Below are 18381 nucleotides of genomic sequence, written 5' to 3'. Positions count from 1 at the left end.
CTTGATTGGCTTTGTGTTACATAAAACATCAACTTACTGATACAGAAATCTCTAAAGCTTCATTTGTTTCCTTATCAAAAAATGCCTCAATAGGAATAGCTTCCACACCTGGCACCATATTAAAGGTTCTACTTCCAGCCATTTCTTTTATTTTTAAAGGGACATTAGCTTTAATCGTCACTACAGCTTCTGGTTTCTGAATGGTAATTTCTGAATCGGAAACATGAGTAACGACTTCGTTATTTGGCGAGACTATAGGCAATACAAAAGCTGTTTGCGCTGTAATATCTTGTTTTGTAGTTACTTTAATTTCTGTTTTATCTGCAGCACATGAGTAAGTGATATCAAAAGCAGATGCTGTTCCTTCTACTTCTTTTCTATTCACATTTTTTAGTTTTACATCTGCTATTAATTTAATAATATCACCTGTATCTTCTGAAGCTACCGTTGCTGGTAAATCATATAAATTAGTGTACCACAAATCGTCTTTAAATACCTCAACTCGTGGTGTTAAACAGATGTCTTTATTAGGCTGTACTTGTTGATTGTTTTTTTCTACTAACGCATATTCTGCCATGCTTGCTGCACATAGCAATCCTACTTTATCATGATATAAAACGCCTAAAGCACCACCAGATGCCTGACGGTAATCTTCCTTATAATGATACTCTGCATCATAAGCACTCACGGTTCCTCTCCAATCACCTCTAGCAAATAAGAACACATCTAAGTCTTTAAAATGTGTAACACCATCTGCTGTAGCTCGTGGTAGACTCGTATTTGCATTTATTTCTGGTAAATGATCCCAATGATCTAATAATGCCGCTAATGGTTTTGCATGTGTAAAGGTGTGATGTACACAAGGCGGAATTTCTGCTTCTATAAAACCAGGACCGCCATGGATTAATCCGTCTGCTGTGCAACGTTGTAACAATTCGGTGTTTTTTACTGCTGCGGTTCCAAAAGCGGAATTGATGTGCGCCATCATTCCAAAGGCTGGCTGGCTACCATCACAGGTTCTGCTTCCCCAATAGCTCCATTTATACATTCTATTTCCCCAACTATTATCCCAAGCGCCATCTGGCAACATAAATTCTAAGTGGCTATTTAGAGACTTGGTTAAAATCTGAAGTAATTCTTCATCTTTTTCTTTAAGAGCATACATCACTAAACTATTCAGAGTCTCTTCTACATTATACCCTAAATCAACACCATATAAACCCTTTTCACTTAATCTACTTGAGGTTTTTTTACATTCACCGAACAGCAAACCTTCATTTGGTGTAAAATATGATTTAACTTGAGAAGCTAATGTTTTACTCTTGGCCTTAAAATCATCTCTTTCTAAGACGTTTCCTATTAAATTCAATCCATAAACAGCTGTTCCTGGATAATTAATATTGGTAAAATCTATTGTAAACGTGTCGTAAATATACTGACCTGCTTTATCCAGACGATTAGTCCAAGCTGTCCGAGTTTCCTCATCCAAAACATGTCCATGGTAATGCAATGCTTCTGCTAGTGCTATCGCACCAAAAATGGTAATCCCTTTCCAAGATTTTGGATTAGTAATTACCGTCCAAGCTCCATTTTCTTGAGAGACATTATTCTCTGCCCAAGTCATTACTAGTTTAGCGCCTTCTAAATATTTATCGTCACCTGTTTTATCTGCCATGTATAAAAACGGATATACCGCATCCATACAACGCCCGTGAATATGAGAACACGACGGACAACCTAATGCACCATGAACCTCTAAATTAGACGGATCATTAATCTGTACGTTTAACATTCCATCACTCCAGTCCTTCAACAAACCTGTGATTAAATTTTTAAATTCTAAGGAATGTTCAGGATGGCTAGTACAAGAATGTAATAGTCCAGACATAGGAAGTGATAAACCCACTCCTGCCAATGATGAAAGTCTTATAAAGTTGCGTCTTTTCATGTGTTAATATTTATTTTTTTATAGTCACATGGAACATCCTAATTATCATTCTGTTGTGTGATTAATAATTAATAATAGATGTTTCATTTTTCTGTTTTGTGAGGTGGTATGGAAAAGTAATATTACTTCAAAGAAAAACTATCCTGTTTTGTCCTGTAGTTTTAAATACAAAAGAGGCTGTCTCATTAGACAGCCTCTTTTAATTAATGATATGATCTTATTATTAGTTTATAATCAGTTTTGTCTGAACAGTTTTATTATCCTCTGCTGTAGCAGTTACTATGTATAAACCAGAGGTTAAATTTCTATTATTTCTAACTTCAATTTTTCCGTTAGTAGTTAATCCTTGATAAACTACTTTTCCTAACAAATTGTATATTTTAACCTCTGCATTAACATTGTTGTTTAATGCTATGGTAAAATTAGTATTTGCCGGGTTTGGATATACTTTTATAGAAGTCGCACTTAATTCATTATCCTCAATACTTAAAGATTCACTCGTAGGTATGGCTTCCCATACACTTCGTAAATCTGTTTCAGCCGCTGGTAGATGGTACACATTGCCGTCTGTTTCGTGATACAAATAGCGACCACTCGTTCTAGACTCAAATCTATAAGTGTCTTCAGTTTCATTATAATGAAGAATCCAAGTTTTATCAGTATCGGTATTAGGTGAAGCTCTACTCGTACTAACAACAATATAAGCCCCTCCTGCAAAACCACCACCTGTAGCTCTAATTGCTCCATAGGTTTCACTATCAATATTAATATAAGACCCACTTTGCTGAAACGTCCAATATGTATTTTGCGGTTCACCTGAATCTGTCATTGTAACTGGCGTAGCACCTACTCCAACATCTGTTAAGAATTGTCCTGTTTCCTTATTTCTTAATCTATAGATATCATCACTTGGTGGTGGCCCTGAAGTGTCAGGGACATCAGCTTTTTCATAAGTTGTGTTTGCCCATCTCATCTGAGCTCTACCTCCTCTTACGCGATACGCACCATACCTTATACCTGATTCGGTGCCGCGTTCTGGTTCTGGGATATTCCAATTAAACGCTTCTCCTCCAATTACGGCATCACAATAATGTATTTTTAAATCAGGATTATTAGGATCTTGTCTAAAACCAATCTCTAGCTCAAAATCAACTTCTTCATTTTTATTCACTTGCTTTAGAAAAACAACTTCTCTACCGCTACTACCTGATCCACCGCGGACCAATATACGTTCGGCATAAATATCGAAGGCCACTTGCTTGTCTGCATTGATACCTGTACCATAAACAGGATGTGCTCTATATAAACAGATGGCGGGATCTGGAGATCCTCCACCACCAGTGTGTTTACCTTTAGCCTGTATTAAATAACTACCATCTTGGCCAAATGAGCCTCCATCGCCTACTTCAAGAATTCTTACAATTCCAGTGAATCTAGCAAAACTGCCAACACCTGTTTCATTAGATCGAGGTAAAGAACGCTCTATTCTGGGTTGTAATGTTGCTCCATCCCAATGATTAGAACCATCGGTAATATTATAAACACCCCAAGTTTTTCCATTAACACTACTTTCTGAGTAATCAGAATAACAACTTCGGTCATCAGCAGTACCAACATTAACCGAGTTTGGTATATCTACATTTCTTGTATTGTCGTTTTGGAATTCACCTGAAGCCGGACAACTAAGATCTGGATTTGTATCTTCATCTGGAGCCGTCTCTGCCGGAGTTTCAACAAAAGGAACAAGCTGCCAATTACTTCTATTATCTGTTTCTGGAATAACAACATGGGTTACAGTTCCATCTGCGTCATGATACATAAATCTTCCGCTAGTTCCCGATTGAAATCTATAAGTATCATTCGTTTGGTTATGTTGTATGGTCCATACCTTATCACCATCAGCTGCTGGTGCAGCTTTAGTTGTACTAACAACAACATAAGGTCCTCCTGGTCCACCAGCACCTGGTCCACGTAAAATTCCTAAAATTTCACTATCAATATTATAAAATGCACCGCTTTCTACAAACCTAAAATGAGTACTTTGATCTGTTTCACCTAGGTCTGTCATAGTAACGGCTGTTGCACTAGCACCTGTATCTGTTAAAAATAGCCCTGTTTCTACATTTTTCAATCTGAAAATATCATCGGAAGGTGGCGCGTCTTGTGCTTTTATGCCAAGAGCGCATAACATAAAAACCAAAAATAATATGGCTTTAAACTTAATTTTTTTCATAGCTTTTTTTAATTTTTTTTTAAAATTATTAAATGTAGCTAAAAAAAGTATCCTGAACTATACTGAAATGAAAGATAATTACCTTCTATTTTGTTAAAAGTGGATATTTAAGGATAAACGAAATGTCTAAATACACAAATAAAAAGGCTGTCTTGTTAGACAGCCTCTTTGAATTACTTATTTTTTTTAATAATTTCATCTACAGTACTTGTAAATTCATACATCTTGTAATCATCATCTATTACCTCTCCATTTTTAGCAATAACTACATATTTAGGGATACCATTAAATTTAAATAACTGGCGTAAGTAATTAAAATCATCAACAGGTATTCTGTAAGTGTTTACAAGGTCTTGATTTTTTACAAAGCCCTTATAGCTTCTTTCCGGTGATTGATTTGTAGGAGTAATAAATACAAAATCGATATCAGGATTGTTTTTATAAGTAGCTCTCGTTTCTTTCATTTTTTTTATGGTAGCAATGCAAGGCGCACAACTGGTAGCCCAAAAATCTACAAACAAAATTTTGCCTTTATGAGGTTTTATAATATCATTAAAAATAGTTGTTGCTTTACCTTTTGGAAGCTCTGTTACAACAGCTTCAATAGTTATATTTTTTCTGTTAGAATTTTCGAAATCATTTTGAGCCATTTGTTCAACAACAGGAAATTTTTTATTTACAATGCTTTCGCCTTGCGCTACGAGAAAAGGTTCATCTATGGTTTTTTTTAATTCACTCCAATAGTTGTGAGCACTTTCACTTTCAGTTCTGTCAATATCAAATGTTAATGCTCTAATTTTTGTAATATCTTGTACAATGTTTTTATCTAAATGATATACGTTTTTTAAAACAGAATCTCGTAACCGCCATTTTTCCATGGTAGGCTTATCTAATATAGGACGTACATATTTTTTATTATAGTTTTTCAATGCATTTTGGTAAGGCTTACTAAATTTCTTTTGAAATTCCTGATATGCTTCATAAGATGTAATTTTTTGATTTTTAGATTCTTCTAAATTTTTATCCTTTTCAGTAATTGCAATTTTGTTTTTTTCTAAATATTCATGAAACGTAATTTCTGGGTTAATTTTAGGCTGAGGAATTATACTTATGGGTTTACTAAATTCAAACCTATTTACAAATTTTGAAAAACTTTTAGGCACTAAAAAAGCCTTACTATTAAAATCTATTTCGTTTAAAAAATCATAATATTCGTTTGTAATAGGTATGTTTAGAGTAGCATTTAATCTGTCTTTCTTTGCTTCATACGCTCTATTTTTCAAAAAATCGAAATAGATTGAAGCATAATCTGCGATTAAAGCATTTTCTAATATTTGTTTTGTTTTATTGTTTACATTGTTATTATCAATATACGTATCCAATAGATTTTTGTTTGCTTTAAACGTGGCATCATGTTCTTCTCTAAATTCTGTTGGCGTTTGGTTTTTAATTCGTTCTTTGAAGGCTCTATAATTAAAATCTTCAACCATAAAATTCATTAGATGGTTATTGATTTCGGCTAGAGGTCCTTTAAAAACTGTGTTTTTAAATTTATAACGCGAAGAGCGCGTCATTCTAGAAATTGCATTTTTTCTAAAATCCTCAGCGTCCAAAATTATAGCAAGCGTTTGTCCTGGTTCTAGATAATAATCTATAGTAGATTTATTGATGCTTAAATAATTGGTTTCTGGATGAATTAAAGGTATTTCGGCCTCAAAACGACCATCTTCATATACTTGAACAACAATAGGGTAATCTTCTCTGGTAATATTATTACCTTGATATACAATACCTGTCTCAAATTTCAACCTTTTGTCATATTCTTTTATATAACCAATGAGTTTTGCTGGTTTTTGCTTGAAAAATTCATTTGAATTAAAATCTATTATAGGGCTATCTGTAACTTTATTTAATTCATCTTCTATCCACTTAGTGACGTGTTTTGGTACTTCCTTCGGCTTGTCACTTCTTTGTTTGTCTAAAGATATTCCATAAACTGCATGTTTAAAATCTACTTTTTTCACACCTTTATCTAAAGGTGGAAACACAAGTACCACTGTTTTTGTGCCAGATTCTGGAATTAGTATTTTTTCATTAAACTCATGATTTTCAATCTTAATAATTGTATACTCTTTACCGGTTTTGTAGTCTTTTAAGAAATCATTTTTTCTAAATCTCATATGCCAACCTGGAATAATAGTACCTCTAACATGAACTCTAGTTTCAGTTTCCGTGAGCTCTATTTTATCAACATCGTAGATACTAGATCTTTTTACTTCGTAATCAGGATATTCTATTACTTTTTGTCCAAAAAGTGATGTAGTTATTAAAATTACCAAAAGTGTTGTAAATGCTTTTTTCATGTTTTTATGTTTTTGATAGCTCAATTTTTATTTATTTGCCTAAAAGGGTTTCTAATTCCACATTTAATTCTTCCGCATTAATATTTATGGCGATGATTCTTCCATTTTCATCAATTAAAATATTAGCATTGTTAGAATCTATGACTCCATATTTATCCCATATTTTCTCATTAGAATTCACATCTATAAGCGTTAACCATTCTAGGTTTTCTTGTTGGATATTTTCTTTTATTCTTAATAATTTACGAGGACTGTTAGATTTAGAAATTCCTATAATTTGTAATCCTTTATTTTTAAATTTCTGATGAACGGGAATTAACGCTCTTGTTATTTGTTTGCTTGTACCTATTGTTGGATTCCAAAAAGACAGTAGCGTGGCTTTATCCTTTACAAGTTTAGATAGTGGTATAGAATTATCATCAACGGTTGTTAGCGCAGCATCTATATATCTGTCACCAATTTCAACCTTGTTATAATCGAGATAATCTTTATATCTTTCTAATCTTTCGGTATAATGATTCCGCCAGTCAAGGTTTTCCGTTTTAGTAAAATCTACTGCTATAGTTTGGTGTTTTATAGCTTGTTTAGTAAAACCTAATTCAAACAAAATTGCTGCATACGTATCATTAATATGCCCGTTTTTAGGATCTAACTTAACACCTATTTGTGTCCATTTTTCGGCTAATTTTAAAGCAGTAATATCATTATGTTTCTTATAATACATAAATACATCCCATCCGATAGTATTGTAATCTGAAGTATTACTGACATTACTTGAAAAATAGAGTTTTGCTTTTTGAAGTAAATAATCCCAGTTTTCAGCAGATTTATCATCGTAATACAATTTTCTTGCTGCAAAAAAAGCTGTTCTATATTCAGAGCTCTTTATGTTTTTTTCTCTTATCACTAAATATTCTTCTTCATAGTTTTTAGAATCGATATGCAATGCTAGAATTGTTCCAAAGAAAAAAACTAAAAAACCTATTAGTAAGTATGTACTCTTTTTCATTTTAATCGTTGTTTTTTATCGTAGTAATTAGTTTTTGTAAATCAGAAGAATTTAATTTTAACAATTGAATTCTTTCCAATAGGTATGGCAATTCTGTTTTGAAAAAGGTGTTTTTTTCATTTTCTAAAATTCGTTTGATAGCGTCTTCTGCAACAAAAAAACCAACCCCTCTTTTATTTATTAAAATATTTTCGTTTTGTAAATACGTAAATGTTCTCATTACTGTATTTCTATTAACTTCTAGTTCTACAGCCAAATTTCTTATAGAAGGCGCCCTTTTTCCTTGTTCCAATTCTCCTTTTAAAATTTGATTACAGATGTTATCTGCAATTTGGAGATAAATACTTTTATGAGATTCAAACTCCATCTTATACTTGTTTTTCTTTTAACTTAAAATAAGTGAGAGGTAGTAGAAATAAGCTTGAAAAAATTCCAATTATATAGGTGCAAAATTGATCTGATCGTAGTCCGTTTTCTAAATATCGATGATAAACCTTTACATCAAAACCTTTGACTTCATTTGGTAAAAAAAGATGAGATAACATAACATTCAGTAAAAAGATACTAAGAGCAAAAATGCCGAATAAAACAATGGTTTTTAGCATAACATTTTTCTTAAAATGCACAGCATTTAGCAATAAATAGGATGCAAATGAAAGTATGCCAAGTATTATTGCTGTTTTATCTAAAAGCTTTATATAGTGCGGAAACACATCGAACAAGGCAAAATTGGGTATAAGAATAGTGTCTTTAAAATTAAATAGTTTGTAGGTAAAAGAAGCCAACTTAAAATCTGCCCAAAAAACCACTATAAACACCATACTAAAAAGAAGAACTCTAATTACAAATTGCACCAAAAGCTTTTCGAATGTAGAAGCAGGATGTAGTAAATAATTACTTGTACTTTCTTTTTTTCTAAATGCAGAAAACGCAGAACTAACCACTAAAAACATCGTTACTAAAAAGGTGATGACTAATGAAGATTGATAGTCCCGTTTTCTATAAAAATATTCTCTATCATTGTTTTCTAATACTCTAAATGTACTTCCAGTATCAATGAGAATAAGATCTAAAATGAATAAAACAATAATTAATACACCAATAAATATTAAATACTTTTTAGTATTAAAAGAAATGTCAAATTTTAACAGTTTGAAAAACCGATTAAAATTAAAATAGTGCTGAAAATTCATCATTATAAATTAATATTTTTATCACTAACCACTGCATTAAAAAGTAGTTCTAAATCTATTTTAGTTTCAGTGTTGCCTTTTACAGGTAGCATCACTTTATAACCTTCTAAACTTTTTTCCTTGTAAATTATATCTTCATAGTTGGTAGTATTTGCAACACTTTTAAATTGTATTTTTTTTGAAATACTGTCTATATCTTTATGAAGGGCAATTTTTCCATTATTAAGAATTACAATGTCATCTATTAAGTTTTCTATATCTTTTACTTGATGTGTAGAGATAATTACCAATTGATTTTCATCAATAGAATTTACCAACACTTTTCTAAAAGTACTTTTTGATGGAATATCTAAACCGTTTGTAGGTTCATCTAAAAACAAATACTTACAATTTGTAGATAGCGCAAAAGCGATCATAAATTTTTTCTTTTGACCAAAGGAAATTTGCTGAAGTTTATAAGATTCTTTAAGTTCAAATTCCTCTAAAATTCTTTGCATTTTAGATGCGTCAAAATTTTTATAAAATGGAGCATATAACTTTATGTATTTCTTTAAAGTTAAATTTGGTTGATAGATTTCTTCAGAAACAAAGTGTATTTCTTCTAAAAAGTCTGGATATCGATTAAAAGGAGTAAAACTATCTACTTTAAAGCTTCCTTCATTTGGTTTTAATAAACCTGTTAATAATTTTAATAATGAAGTTTTTCCTGATCCATTTTTACCAAACAAACCAATAATATTTCCAGATTCTAAGTTAAGAGTAAGGTCTTTAAATAAAGGCTTATTTTTATAATTAAATGTTATTTCCTTTGCACAAATCATGCTTATTGTATTAGTGTCATATTATACTATGACACAAAGCTAGTGTTTTTTTAAATACAAAAACAATTATTTTGATTTTTTTTGAGAATTTGTGTAATTCTACTAACTATACTGAATGATTTAGAAAATTTTAAACTAAATTTTTAACTATTTCTGTTAGAACACAGATTTTAACGATACTGGTCCAATTAAACCAGATGACTCTAATTCAGTTTCATCTTTTTTTGGTGGACTTGTTGTCCATGTTTTTTTCTCGTCTTTCGGCCTAGAATTATCATAAATGAGTTGATTGCGCCAGGTATTGGTAACTTTAATTTCAAGTGTATTTTCTCCTTTTTGAGCATATTCTGTAATATTAAATTGAAAAGGCGGCGCCCACTTAACACCAACCTTTTTACCGTTACACCATAGCTCTGCAATATTTGAAACTGTTCCTAAATCGATTAACACATGACTTTCAACTGTTTCTAAGTTGAATGTTTTTGTATAGGTAGTTGTTCCTGAATAATGCTTTACAGGATTGTTATTTAATTCTGTTAGTGATTTTAACTCGTCAACTTGAATGGATTCTGGAGTATCCCAACCTTCCTCAAAATCTAAAATCCAATTTGTTTGCAGTGATTGCTCTTCTAAAGAAATAGTTTTAGATATTTTAGTTCCATTTTGATGAAAACTATACTCGCCATCTTTTGATGCGAAGAATTTATCGCCTTTCCAAGATAATTTCGGAAAATCATCCGTATCATGAATTTTGTACCATCCTGTTTCTGTGCTTAAAATATCATCATCATTATAGGTTACTTTTGAAGCATAAGGTTGTTTATTGTCTTTTGAAAAGACCACAATTGCACTTCCGCTTGGCGCAAAAGATAAGGTAACATTTGTTCTATTATTTGTTGTACTCCAAATTTTAGCGTCTTGTTGTTCGCCATTAAAAGCATTCCATAGTTGCGGACTCCTATCTTTTATTCTAAAACTTAATGTCGCATCAACTGGTTGATTATGATTTGACGCTATAAAATAAATATCGGCATCTGCTGTCTCACGATGAATCCAATTAATATCTAAGTCTTTTGGCACGATAACGTCTTGCGCTATACGTTCAGCATTTAAAACGGCATCAATTGATTTTCCCCAATACACTTTTCCTTTTCCTACTTGTCTTTCACCCTCAACAGAATTTCCCCATAGCTCATCAGCTATCGTCGCTAATGCTTTTAAATCATTTTCGTCATCCATTAAACTAGGTGAATCTTGAGGTTTATCACCAAGAATTACAGCGCCCGCTAACACCAACTCTTTTATTGTTTTTGCAGTAGATAACAACATCTGTTTTGAGTCTCTCAATGTAATGACGCGATAATCTCCAGCATTCTCAACATGAATTTTACCGTTTTTAATACTCAATTTATCATGCAATATTTCAGCATTTAAATAATCAAAACGATAGCCTTTAGGAAACGCATCTAAATCAAAAGGCGGACGATCAAAATGATCTCCATAATATCTCAATACATCTGCTACATACTCGCCTTGTTGTAACACATATTGGTTTCTAGCTAAATAATCTGTCCAATCTTTCATGTAAAGCCACCACGTTTGTTGCCGCACTAAAGGAAATCCAATATTACCACCAAAACTAGATCCTGGATACACATCAGTCTGTGGCGTATGGGAAAAGGTATGAAACACCAAATGGTTAACACCTTTTGTAAAATTATAATCGATTAAGTATTTCACAGAAAACGGATGTTCGTTCCATTTTACGCCAACTTGCGTGCAAGCTTCCGCTGCTAAAACTGGCTTATTATATAAGTGTGCTGCCGATGCCGCATTAAATATTGGTTTTGCATATTCTCTTTGGGCCGACGGTTCTTTAGGATACCAAAACTCAGTCATGGGAATATCACTTACACCATAATAGCGCATAGGGTCAATAGGTAGCACTTCTCCTCCTGCACCTTCGGTATATACCTCAGCTCCCATATCGTGGGCTACAGTAGCAAAATGCTTGAAGAAATTATCAATAAACACTTCATCCATGGTATGACGCAAATCTCGTAAAAACTTAGTGGTTACCTCAGGACTTTCTACAATATAACCCATTGTTGCAGGTAAATACGGTTTCATACTGTAACCTCGCCGAGTTTCAAACTCAGTAAACATATCATCGGAATTTATGGTCCATGTGGGCACATGACTTTCCCAGCTGTCAATCAATAAACCCTGTAATTTACCATCACCTATTGGACCACCATCTTTTATTAAATTACCAATCATACCATTACGCAAATGGTTTTCAATAGCTATTTTATCTAATTTACTCGATTCCCAACCCGTTGCTTCAGGAACTGCTGGTTTATTGGTTAATCGCATATTAATATGACCAAAACGAACTATGGTCCAATTACCTTCAGGCACATTCCAGGTCAATTTGCCTTCAGCGGTCATTTTATCTGTGAGGTTGATGATGCTATTAGACTTAATGATGGTGTTTTTTGCATAATCATACTGCACCTCTTTTTCAAGTCGTCTTAAGACCTTAGCTGCTTTGGCCTCGTGGTTATGCAACTTCGGACTTGAGCTTAATCGAATAAATTCTGGTGCGATGGTATGTTCTCCTTCAAACGTAAACTTAAACACGTTAGATGTTGTTTCAGGAATTGTAAGCGTAAGATGTTTGCGTCTGTCATTCCAATTCGCATCAGGTAAATTTACGGTTGTGATCTCTGTTAGTTTATTTTCAATCAGTGCTTCCACTTTAATATCAACATCCATTACTGGATATTCCGTACCCATTATAATATGACGCAATTGAGGAAAAGTAATCGTTCGCAATGTTATGGATTCGTCGAAGGTTGTTTTTACCCAAGTATCTTGATTTTTTACTTTTGAAATACCATTGGCTCTAAATTCTTTTAAAGGTTTATCTAAGCGCGTCGTTTTGCGCGTAACTACAATTTTTGAATTAGGATTGAAGATATCTTTCCAAGGTACTATAGTATTATTTGATTCTATTTTTGAAGGATTGAAGGGCTCTAAATCATCACCTTCTGGTGTTGGGAAAGCCAATACCTGAATATCTTTATAATCGTAATCCGATGTATGATATAATGAATCCATTTCTAATATGTCATCAAAAGTCTTACCTCCAGATACTCTAAAAATTGTTTCTACGACTTCGCGTTGTGCTTCTTCTGCTGGCACCCAAGGACCTCCTGTCATAGACCAACCAGGACAGTTTTGCATGGTGAATTTTAAACCTAAGCGTTTACTCTCATCTGCAGCATGACGAATCATATCTTCCCACTCTGATGATAAAATTTTAATGGGTTTTACATTTGGATAAGGTCTTCCGTTTTTATTAAAAAGATGAATCCCTTGTAAACCTGCGGCTTTTATAGCTTCTAAATCTGAGGTCAAGCCCTCTTTACTGATGTTATTTCCGTTAAGGTGAAACCAAGTTTCTGGATAGTATTTTTTGGATGGTGATTTAAAATTCTCTGATAATTCTTCAAAACTAATTTCAGATATTACCTCTGTTGTTTCAGATATATTGGGTTGACAGCTTAAAATTAAAACCAGTACAAGGCAGTTCAAAAACTTAATCTTCATAATGCGAATCTTTTAAAAAATAAAGTAACTGTTTTTTTTAATTAAATGTGTCCTGCTGAATCCTGCGGAAAATATTAGCAAAACCCATTTTAAATATGCACTTGTGATTTATTAAATCCTCTGTATTAACTGCACAAATGATTTTCTTGTATTAAAACCCTTATACATCAGGATACCACAGAACAGTTAAATTAGAGTAAAGCTTTACCTTTGATTAAAATTGTATCAAATTATGAAAAAATCAAAGTTCAGTTTCAAAATTATTTCGTCACTAACATTAATCGTTTTTGTATCCTTCTCTTCTTGTACAAAAGATGGGCTTGGATTCTCCGAAGATATAATTGTTTATGAAATCCCAGACCCTAACTCAGATCCAGATCCTGACCCAGATCCAGATCCTGCTGTTGTTATAGCTGCAGATGAAGATACGAGCACAGATTTAGCTTGCCCATCTTCAGGTGAATTCGAAAACAACACTACCAGAAACGTAGATATACCAGACCCTGCTAATGTAGGTGAGGTTGATGATAGAAGTTGCTACTCGGATTACTCAGAAAGTATTATTGATGATACTACTTGGGGAATATATAATATTACCGACGGTTCTAATCATTGGGATACACCAGGCACCTTGCAACCTCGAATAGAACGCGCATCACCCATAGCAAACGCTAATGTAGGCTCATTTGTGAAATTTAATGGGGATTTTAGAATCCTTGAAGTAGCAGATACAGGCGTTTTTGGTTCGAGTGGATCTTACATTGCACAAGCCAAAGGACAACATACAGGTGGAGGTGGTTCTCCTGATCCTGCTATTTGCTTATATAGAGCACATCCAGTTTACGGTACAGGCGTTAATGCTGATAAGCAAGTAGCGTTTGATATTTATGCAGAACGCATTCTAGAACGTGGTGGATCAGGTGACGGTAGAGAAGTTGTTTTTCTTAAGAAAGTCGATAAAAACGAAATAGTTTCATTTGAAATGAAAGTAGGTTTTATACAAGACCCTAATAATCCCGATTTAAAAATACATTATTGCAATGCTATAATTGGCGGAGAAGCATTTAATTGGAATATCCCAGAACCAGATAGAGGTACACAATCTAAAATGAGATATGGTGCTTACCGCGTTAGAGGAGGAAGAGCACAAATTAGATGGGCCAATACCACACTTGAAACTGTTAATGAATAAATTCAATTTCCTTGAAGATATAATTAATCGTTATTCTACTAAGTTTCTATCGACTTAGTAGAATAACGATTATTTTTTTGGATATAGCAAAGCCATAAATTATTATGAAAAATAACAGGAGAGATGTCCTTAAAAAGTTAATTATAGCACCTGCCCTATTATCAACTCCTGCCTTATGGAGTGCTACTTCTAAAGATGAGACCGAATCTACTGCGACGCATCAGGTTCAGTGCAGTGTTAATGCGTATTCCTTTAATGACGAGTTTAAAAGTGGTCAAATGGACCTCTTTGATATGATGGAATTTGCTTCTGATATTGGTCTAAATGCAGTGGATCTTACGGCCTACTATTTCTCATCTTATCCCAAACTTCCAAAACAACCTGAAATTTTTGCTTTGAAAAAACGAGCATTGGAACTTGGGTTAAACATCTCATGGACTGGTGTACGTAATAATTTTGTGACTGCAGACAAAGAAGCTAGAAAGAAAGATCTAAAAATGATTAAAGAATGGCTAGATATTTCATCTGGGCTAGGCTCCTCTATTTTGCGGATTTTTACGGGTAGAAACATTCCAAAGGGCTATAGCAAAGCACAAGTAAAAACATGGTTGGTTGAAGCTTATAAAAGTTGCGCCCAATATGGATCGGAAGTTGGTGTCATTGCTGCCTTACAGAATCATAATGAGTTCTTATTTACGGCTGATGAAGTTATCGATATTATTAAGCGCGTAGATTCTGAATGGTTCGGACTGATTCTTGATATTTCTGGTCTTCGCACCACAAGCGATCCCTATGCTGAGGCTGAAAAATTAGCTCCTTATGCTAATTATTGGTTTATCAAAGAACATATATATCACAATCAAGAGAAAAAAACTACCGATATGGCAAAGATGGCCGACATGATAAAGCGCCATAATTTTCGTGGTTATGTCTCTTTTGAAAGTCTATCCGATGGTAATCCTAAGGAGATTATCAAGGACATGCTAACGGATTTTAAAAGGGAATACAACAAAAGCTAGGCTTATTTTACAGCTGTATTGCGATGTCTTATAAATTAAACGTTACTGTTTCACTAGGAACAAACCCAATACGATGTGCCTGCACATGTATTTTTTCTCCTTCTAAAAGTTCTATTGGAATTTGATACACCATCCATGACTTTGGTATTTTTCCCTCTTTTATAATTTTATAACCAATAGAAACACCTTCAGTTTCGCAAGTCACGCTTACTTTTCCATTTTGAGAAGTCAAAATAGGTTCCGAAGTTTTAGGCTTACTGTCATTGCCAGACCATAAATGGTCGACTAGTTTTCTTTCGTCTAGATTAGGTATATCATTAACTTCAGTAAGCCATCTATCCATTTCTGAACGCAACTCATTAAGCTTTTCTTTATAGTCAGGATTATCTGCTAAATTATTTAACTCAAAAGGGTCTGCTTTACAATCAAACAATTCTTCTTTAGGCTTTTGTTCTCTAAACCATTGCATTTGTGCGTCGGTTAATTTACCTTCATCTTTCAATCTTAACAATTCTTGCATGGTTGGAATTCTCTCCCTGTATGCTACTGGCAAATAGTAGCCTTGTTCTGGCCTGTAATTGCGTATGTATTTGTATTGGTTATCTCTTACAGCTCTTATGGCATCGGTAAATCCATCAAACCTATCTGCAGCGGCGTGAATATATTTGCGTTCATCAGCTTTATGCTTTCCTAAAAAAGCTTGCCCTTGCATGTATTCTTTCGATTCCTCGCCAATTAAGGACAATAGTGTTGGGGCAAAATCAATAAAGCTTACCAATTGATTATCTGTTGTTCCTGCATATTGCCCATCAGGGAATCTTATAATCATAGGTGTATTTAATCCTGAATCATAAATTAAGCGTTTTTCTCTTGGTAATGGTCCACCGTGATCACCATAAAAAACAATAATGGTGTTTTCTAATAATCCGTCATCTTCTAGTTGTTTTAATACAGCGCCTACTTGCTTATCCATTTCCCCTATATTGTTATACAGCTTCCACATGTCTCGACGTGTGGCTTCTGTATCTGGCAAATAAGGTGGAATATTGAATTTTGTATCTTTTGGAAGATGTATGGTTGTTTCTTCTTCTGTTTTTCGGTTATTAGCATGAGATTTGCCAAAATTCTTCCATTTATAATTTCTATCTCCTGCCTTGTATAATCTGGTTTCAATTTCTCTGAATCCGTAAGGTTCAAACAAACCAGATTCATGGGTTTCCGTAAAGTTGATTACCGAAAAGAACGGCTGATCCTCATTTCTATTTCGCCAATGTGCATAAGGACTACTTTCGTCCCATGCTGTAACAGGTGCTTTAAATTGATAATCGGTTTTATAGTTATTGGTACAATAATAGCCAACTTGTCGCAGCAATTCGCTTATCATTTTTACTTGTGGTGGTGGCACTGCTTCATATTTTGGTACGCCAATTTCATCGTTATATGAATTGGTTCGCATATGGTTAGCGCCAATACTTGACGGATACATTCCTGTCGCTATAGCAGCTCTACTTGGTGCACAAACACCAGATGTTGAATACAAGTTAGGATATATGACACCTTCGCTTGCTAGTTTACTTAAGTTTGGGGTTGCCACTGTCATATCTCCAAAAGGTGGAATATATGGTCCCATATCCTCGGTGACTAACCAAAGTATATTTGGGCGTTTGGGCAACTCCAAAACGGCTTCATCTTTAATCTGTGTATTGGATTTATCTTTTGATTGACAGCCTACCAAACAAACACAAACTATAAGTAATAATCGAAGAAATCTCATACCATAACTATTTTAAAAAATAAAAAAGGATAATAATAAATTTAATATCCTTTTTAACTTTTCTTATTTAAGAATCTATTCCAACTTCAAAATCTCACTTCCTGCTAATAGAAAGGCACCTGTTCCGAAATTTTGCCAAGAATCTGCAGTTGCTGGCTCCGGAAATGCACCAATATTTTGCACCCAACCTACACGACCATCTTCGTGCTGACAAGCAGCCAATGCTTTCCATGCTTTTTTAACTGCAGGTGTATGTTTTTTATCTATCAAACCATTGTTTATTCCCCAAGTAATTGCAAAGGTGTAAAAACCACTACCACTGACTTCTCCATGATCATAAGATTCTGGGCTTAGTAAACTTGTGCGCCATAAGCCATCTTCTGGTTGTATTTCTAATATCTTACTGGCCATTTCTTTATACAAATTAACATAGAAGCCTCTGTGCTCATAATCTTTAGGCATATCTTCAAGTAATAATGCTAAACCACCAATTACCCATCCATTGCCTCGAGACCAAAACACTTTTTTACCATTTGGTTCTTTTCTATCTTCATCATTGCCTTGCCAAACAAATCGCATGTCTCTTGCAAACAAGTTCTCTTCTTTGTCATACAATCTATTATAAGCTTCCATGTAATACTTATGCATATCGTCTAAATACTTTGGTTGCTCTGTTTGTTTAGCATATAAATTGATTACAGGTGGCGCCATAAACAAGGCATCACACCACCACCATAAAATGGTTTTATCTTCTTTACTTTTATTTGTGCCAGCTTTCCAATTATTATCTTCATAGAGATGTGAGTCTAAGAAGTTTTTTGTAGGTTCTAAATCTGCAAAGTTTCTTCTTTTTTCGTTTTCAGAAACATACAAATAACTATATGAAATAGCGACATCGTCAGCATGGTATAATCGTTTAAATGGCTCCCAATTATTAGCTACAGCTTGATTTTTTAGCGCAGCCATATACATCATATTTTTAGTTGTATTATGCGCTCTTGCTACACCTGTGTAATAGGCTCCATTTGTCCAATCTGTAGGATGTATTGCAAAAATAGGATGTGCTTCTTGCCATTCTAATGCTTTAATCATCGATTTTTTAATCTGAGTTTCATTAAAAACATCTTTCTCTTCTGATGTTGTTTTTTGAACTTCAGAACAACTAAAAAGACATAATAGAACTACTAGTGTTAAGATTGATTTATTCATTTTAA

Annotated in this window: 12 protein-coding genes; 2 read left to right on the top strand and 10 right to left on the bottom strand. The window is 33.7% G+C overall.

From position 1 onward, the window contains the following. Positions 1–28 precede the first annotated feature (28 nt). The 8 genes from SJY34_RS16285 to SJY34_RS16250 form a co-directional block, all read right to left on the bottom strand. Positions 29–1948 carry a hypothetical protein gene (locus SJY34_RS16285; RefSeq protein ID WP_400077495.1) on the bottom strand — a complete coding sequence of 640 codons (1920 nt, stop codon included), beginning with the start codon at positions 1946–1948 and terminating at the stop codon, positions 29–31. Positions 1949–2171: 223 nt separating this feature from the next. After that, the gene (locus SJY34_RS16280) at positions 2172–4181 is read right to left on the bottom strand and encodes a T9SS type A sorting domain-containing protein (RefSeq protein WP_400077493.1); all 2010 of its coding nucleotides are present in this window, start codon (positions 4179–4181) and stop codon (positions 2172–2174) included. Between the two features lie 173 nt (positions 4182–4354). Then, on the bottom strand, positions 4355–6544 hold the full coding sequence (locus SJY34_RS16275; protein WP_400077491.1) for a TlpA family protein disulfide reductase: 2190 nt from the start codon (positions 6542–6544) through the stop codon (positions 4355–4357). A 31-nt stretch (positions 6545–6575) separates the two neighbouring features. Further along, on the bottom strand, positions 6576–7553 hold the full coding sequence (locus SJY34_RS16270) for a redoxin domain-containing protein (protein WP_400077489.1): 978 nt from the start codon (positions 7551–7553) through the stop codon (positions 6576–6578). A 1-nt stretch (position 7554) separates the two neighbouring features. Next, a complete protein-coding gene (locus SJY34_RS16265; protein WP_400077487.1) occupies positions 7555–7920 on the bottom strand; it encodes a GntR family transcriptional regulator in 366 nt (121 codons plus the stop codon). A 1-nt stretch (position 7921) separates the two neighbouring features. Beyond that, positions 7922–8749: a hypothetical protein gene (locus tag SJY34_RS16260; protein ID WP_400077485.1), complete on the bottom strand. Its 828-nt coding sequence runs from the start codon at positions 8747–8749 to the stop codon at positions 7922–7924. Beyond that, positions 8749–9567, bottom strand: a complete 819-nt coding sequence (locus tag SJY34_RS16255; protein WP_400077483.1) for an ATP-binding cassette domain-containing protein — start codon at positions 9565–9567, stop codon at positions 8749–8751. The genes SJY34_RS16260 and SJY34_RS16255 overlap by 1 nt, the downstream gene beginning before the upstream one ends. Positions 9568–9723: 156 nt before the next feature. Continuing rightward, entirely contained in the window at positions 9724–13182 is a 3459-nt protein-coding gene (locus SJY34_RS16250) for a glycosyl hydrolase (RefSeq protein ID WP_400077481.1), read from the bottom strand. A 232-nt stretch (positions 13183–13414) separates the two neighbouring features. Between SJY34_RS16250 and SJY34_RS16245 the strand changes: the two genes are divergently transcribed. Beyond that, positions 13415–14374, top strand: coding sequence for a hypothetical protein (locus SJY34_RS16245; RefSeq protein ID WP_400077479.1), 960 nt, complete (start codon positions 13415–13417; stop codon positions 14372–14374). Between the two features lie 104 nt (positions 14375–14478). Next, the gene (locus SJY34_RS16240; RefSeq protein ID WP_400077478.1) at positions 14479–15393 is read left to right on the top strand and encodes a sugar phosphate isomerase/epimerase family protein; all 915 of its coding nucleotides are present in this window, start codon (positions 14479–14481) and stop codon (positions 15391–15393) included. A 28-nt stretch (positions 15394–15421) separates the two neighbouring features. On the opposite strand, the gene SJY34_RS16235 is transcribed toward SJY34_RS16240, so the two are convergent. Then, the gene (locus SJY34_RS16235; RefSeq protein ID WP_400077476.1) at positions 15422–17167 is read right to left on the bottom strand and encodes a sulfatase; all 1746 of its coding nucleotides are present in this window, start codon (positions 17165–17167) and stop codon (positions 15422–15424) included. Positions 17168–17242: 75 nt separating this feature from the next. Then, positions 17243–18376, bottom strand: coding sequence for a glycoside hydrolase family 105 protein (locus tag SJY34_RS16230; protein ID WP_400077474.1), 1134 nt, complete (start codon positions 18374–18376; stop codon positions 17243–17245). Between the last annotated feature and the right edge of the window lie 5 nt (positions 18377–18381).

The organism is Winogradskyella sp. R77965, assembly GCF_044594915.1.
In the GTDB taxonomy this organism is placed as follows: Bacteria; Bacteroidota; Bacteroidia; order Flavobacteriales; family Flavobacteriaceae; genus Winogradskyella.
The sequence above is the reverse complement of the archived record's forward strand: the minus strand, read 5'-3'. Positions and strand labels throughout refer to the sequence as shown.

What these genes read in the sequence shown, in the direction of transcription:
- SJY34_RS16285 (WP_400077495.1), bottom strand. Translation starts at nt 1,948, where the DNA reads ATGAAAAGACGCAACTTTATAAGACTTTCATCATTGGCAGGAGTGGGT.
- SJY34_RS16280 (WP_400077493.1), bottom strand. Translation starts at nt 4,181, where the DNA reads ATGAAAAAAATTAAGTTTAAAGCCATATTATTTTTGGTTTTTATGTTA.
- SJY34_RS16275 (WP_400077491.1), bottom strand. Translation starts at nt 6,544, where the DNA reads ATGAAAAAAGCATTTACAACACTTTTGGTAATTTTAATAACTACATCA.
- SJY34_RS16270 (WP_400077489.1), bottom strand. Translation starts at nt 7,553, where the DNA reads ATGAAAAAGAGTACATACTTACTAATAGGTTTTTTAGTTTTTTTCTTT.
- SJY34_RS16265 (WP_400077487.1), bottom strand. Translation starts at nt 7,920, where the DNA reads ATGGAGTTTGAATCTCATAAAAGTATTTATCTCCAAATTGCAGATAAC.
- SJY34_RS16260 (WP_400077485.1), bottom strand. Translation starts at nt 8,749, where the DNA reads ATGATGAATTTTCAGCACTATTTTAATTTTAATCGGTTTTTCAAACTG.
- SJY34_RS16255 (WP_400077483.1), bottom strand. Translation starts at nt 9,567, where the DNA reads ATGATTTGTGCAAAGGAAATAACATTTAATTATAAAAATAAGCCTTTA.
- SJY34_RS16250 (WP_400077481.1), bottom strand. Translation starts at nt 13,182, where the DNA reads ATGAAGATTAAGTTTTTGAACTGCCTTGTACTGGTTTTAATTTTAAGC.
- SJY34_RS16245 (WP_400077479.1), top strand. Translation starts at nt 13,415, where the DNA reads ATGAAAAAATCAAAGTTCAGTTTCAAAATTATTTCGTCACTAACATTA.
- SJY34_RS16240 (WP_400077478.1), top strand. Translation starts at nt 14,479, where the DNA reads ATGAAAAATAACAGGAGAGATGTCCTTAAAAAGTTAATTATAGCACCT.
- SJY34_RS16235 (WP_400077476.1), bottom strand. Translation starts at nt 17,167, where the DNA reads ATGAGATTTCTTCGATTATTACTTATAGTTTGTGTTTGTTTGGTAGGC.
- SJY34_RS16230 (WP_400077474.1), bottom strand. Translation starts at nt 18,376, where the DNA reads ATGAATAAATCAATCTTAACACTAGTAGTTCTATTATGTCTTTTTAGT.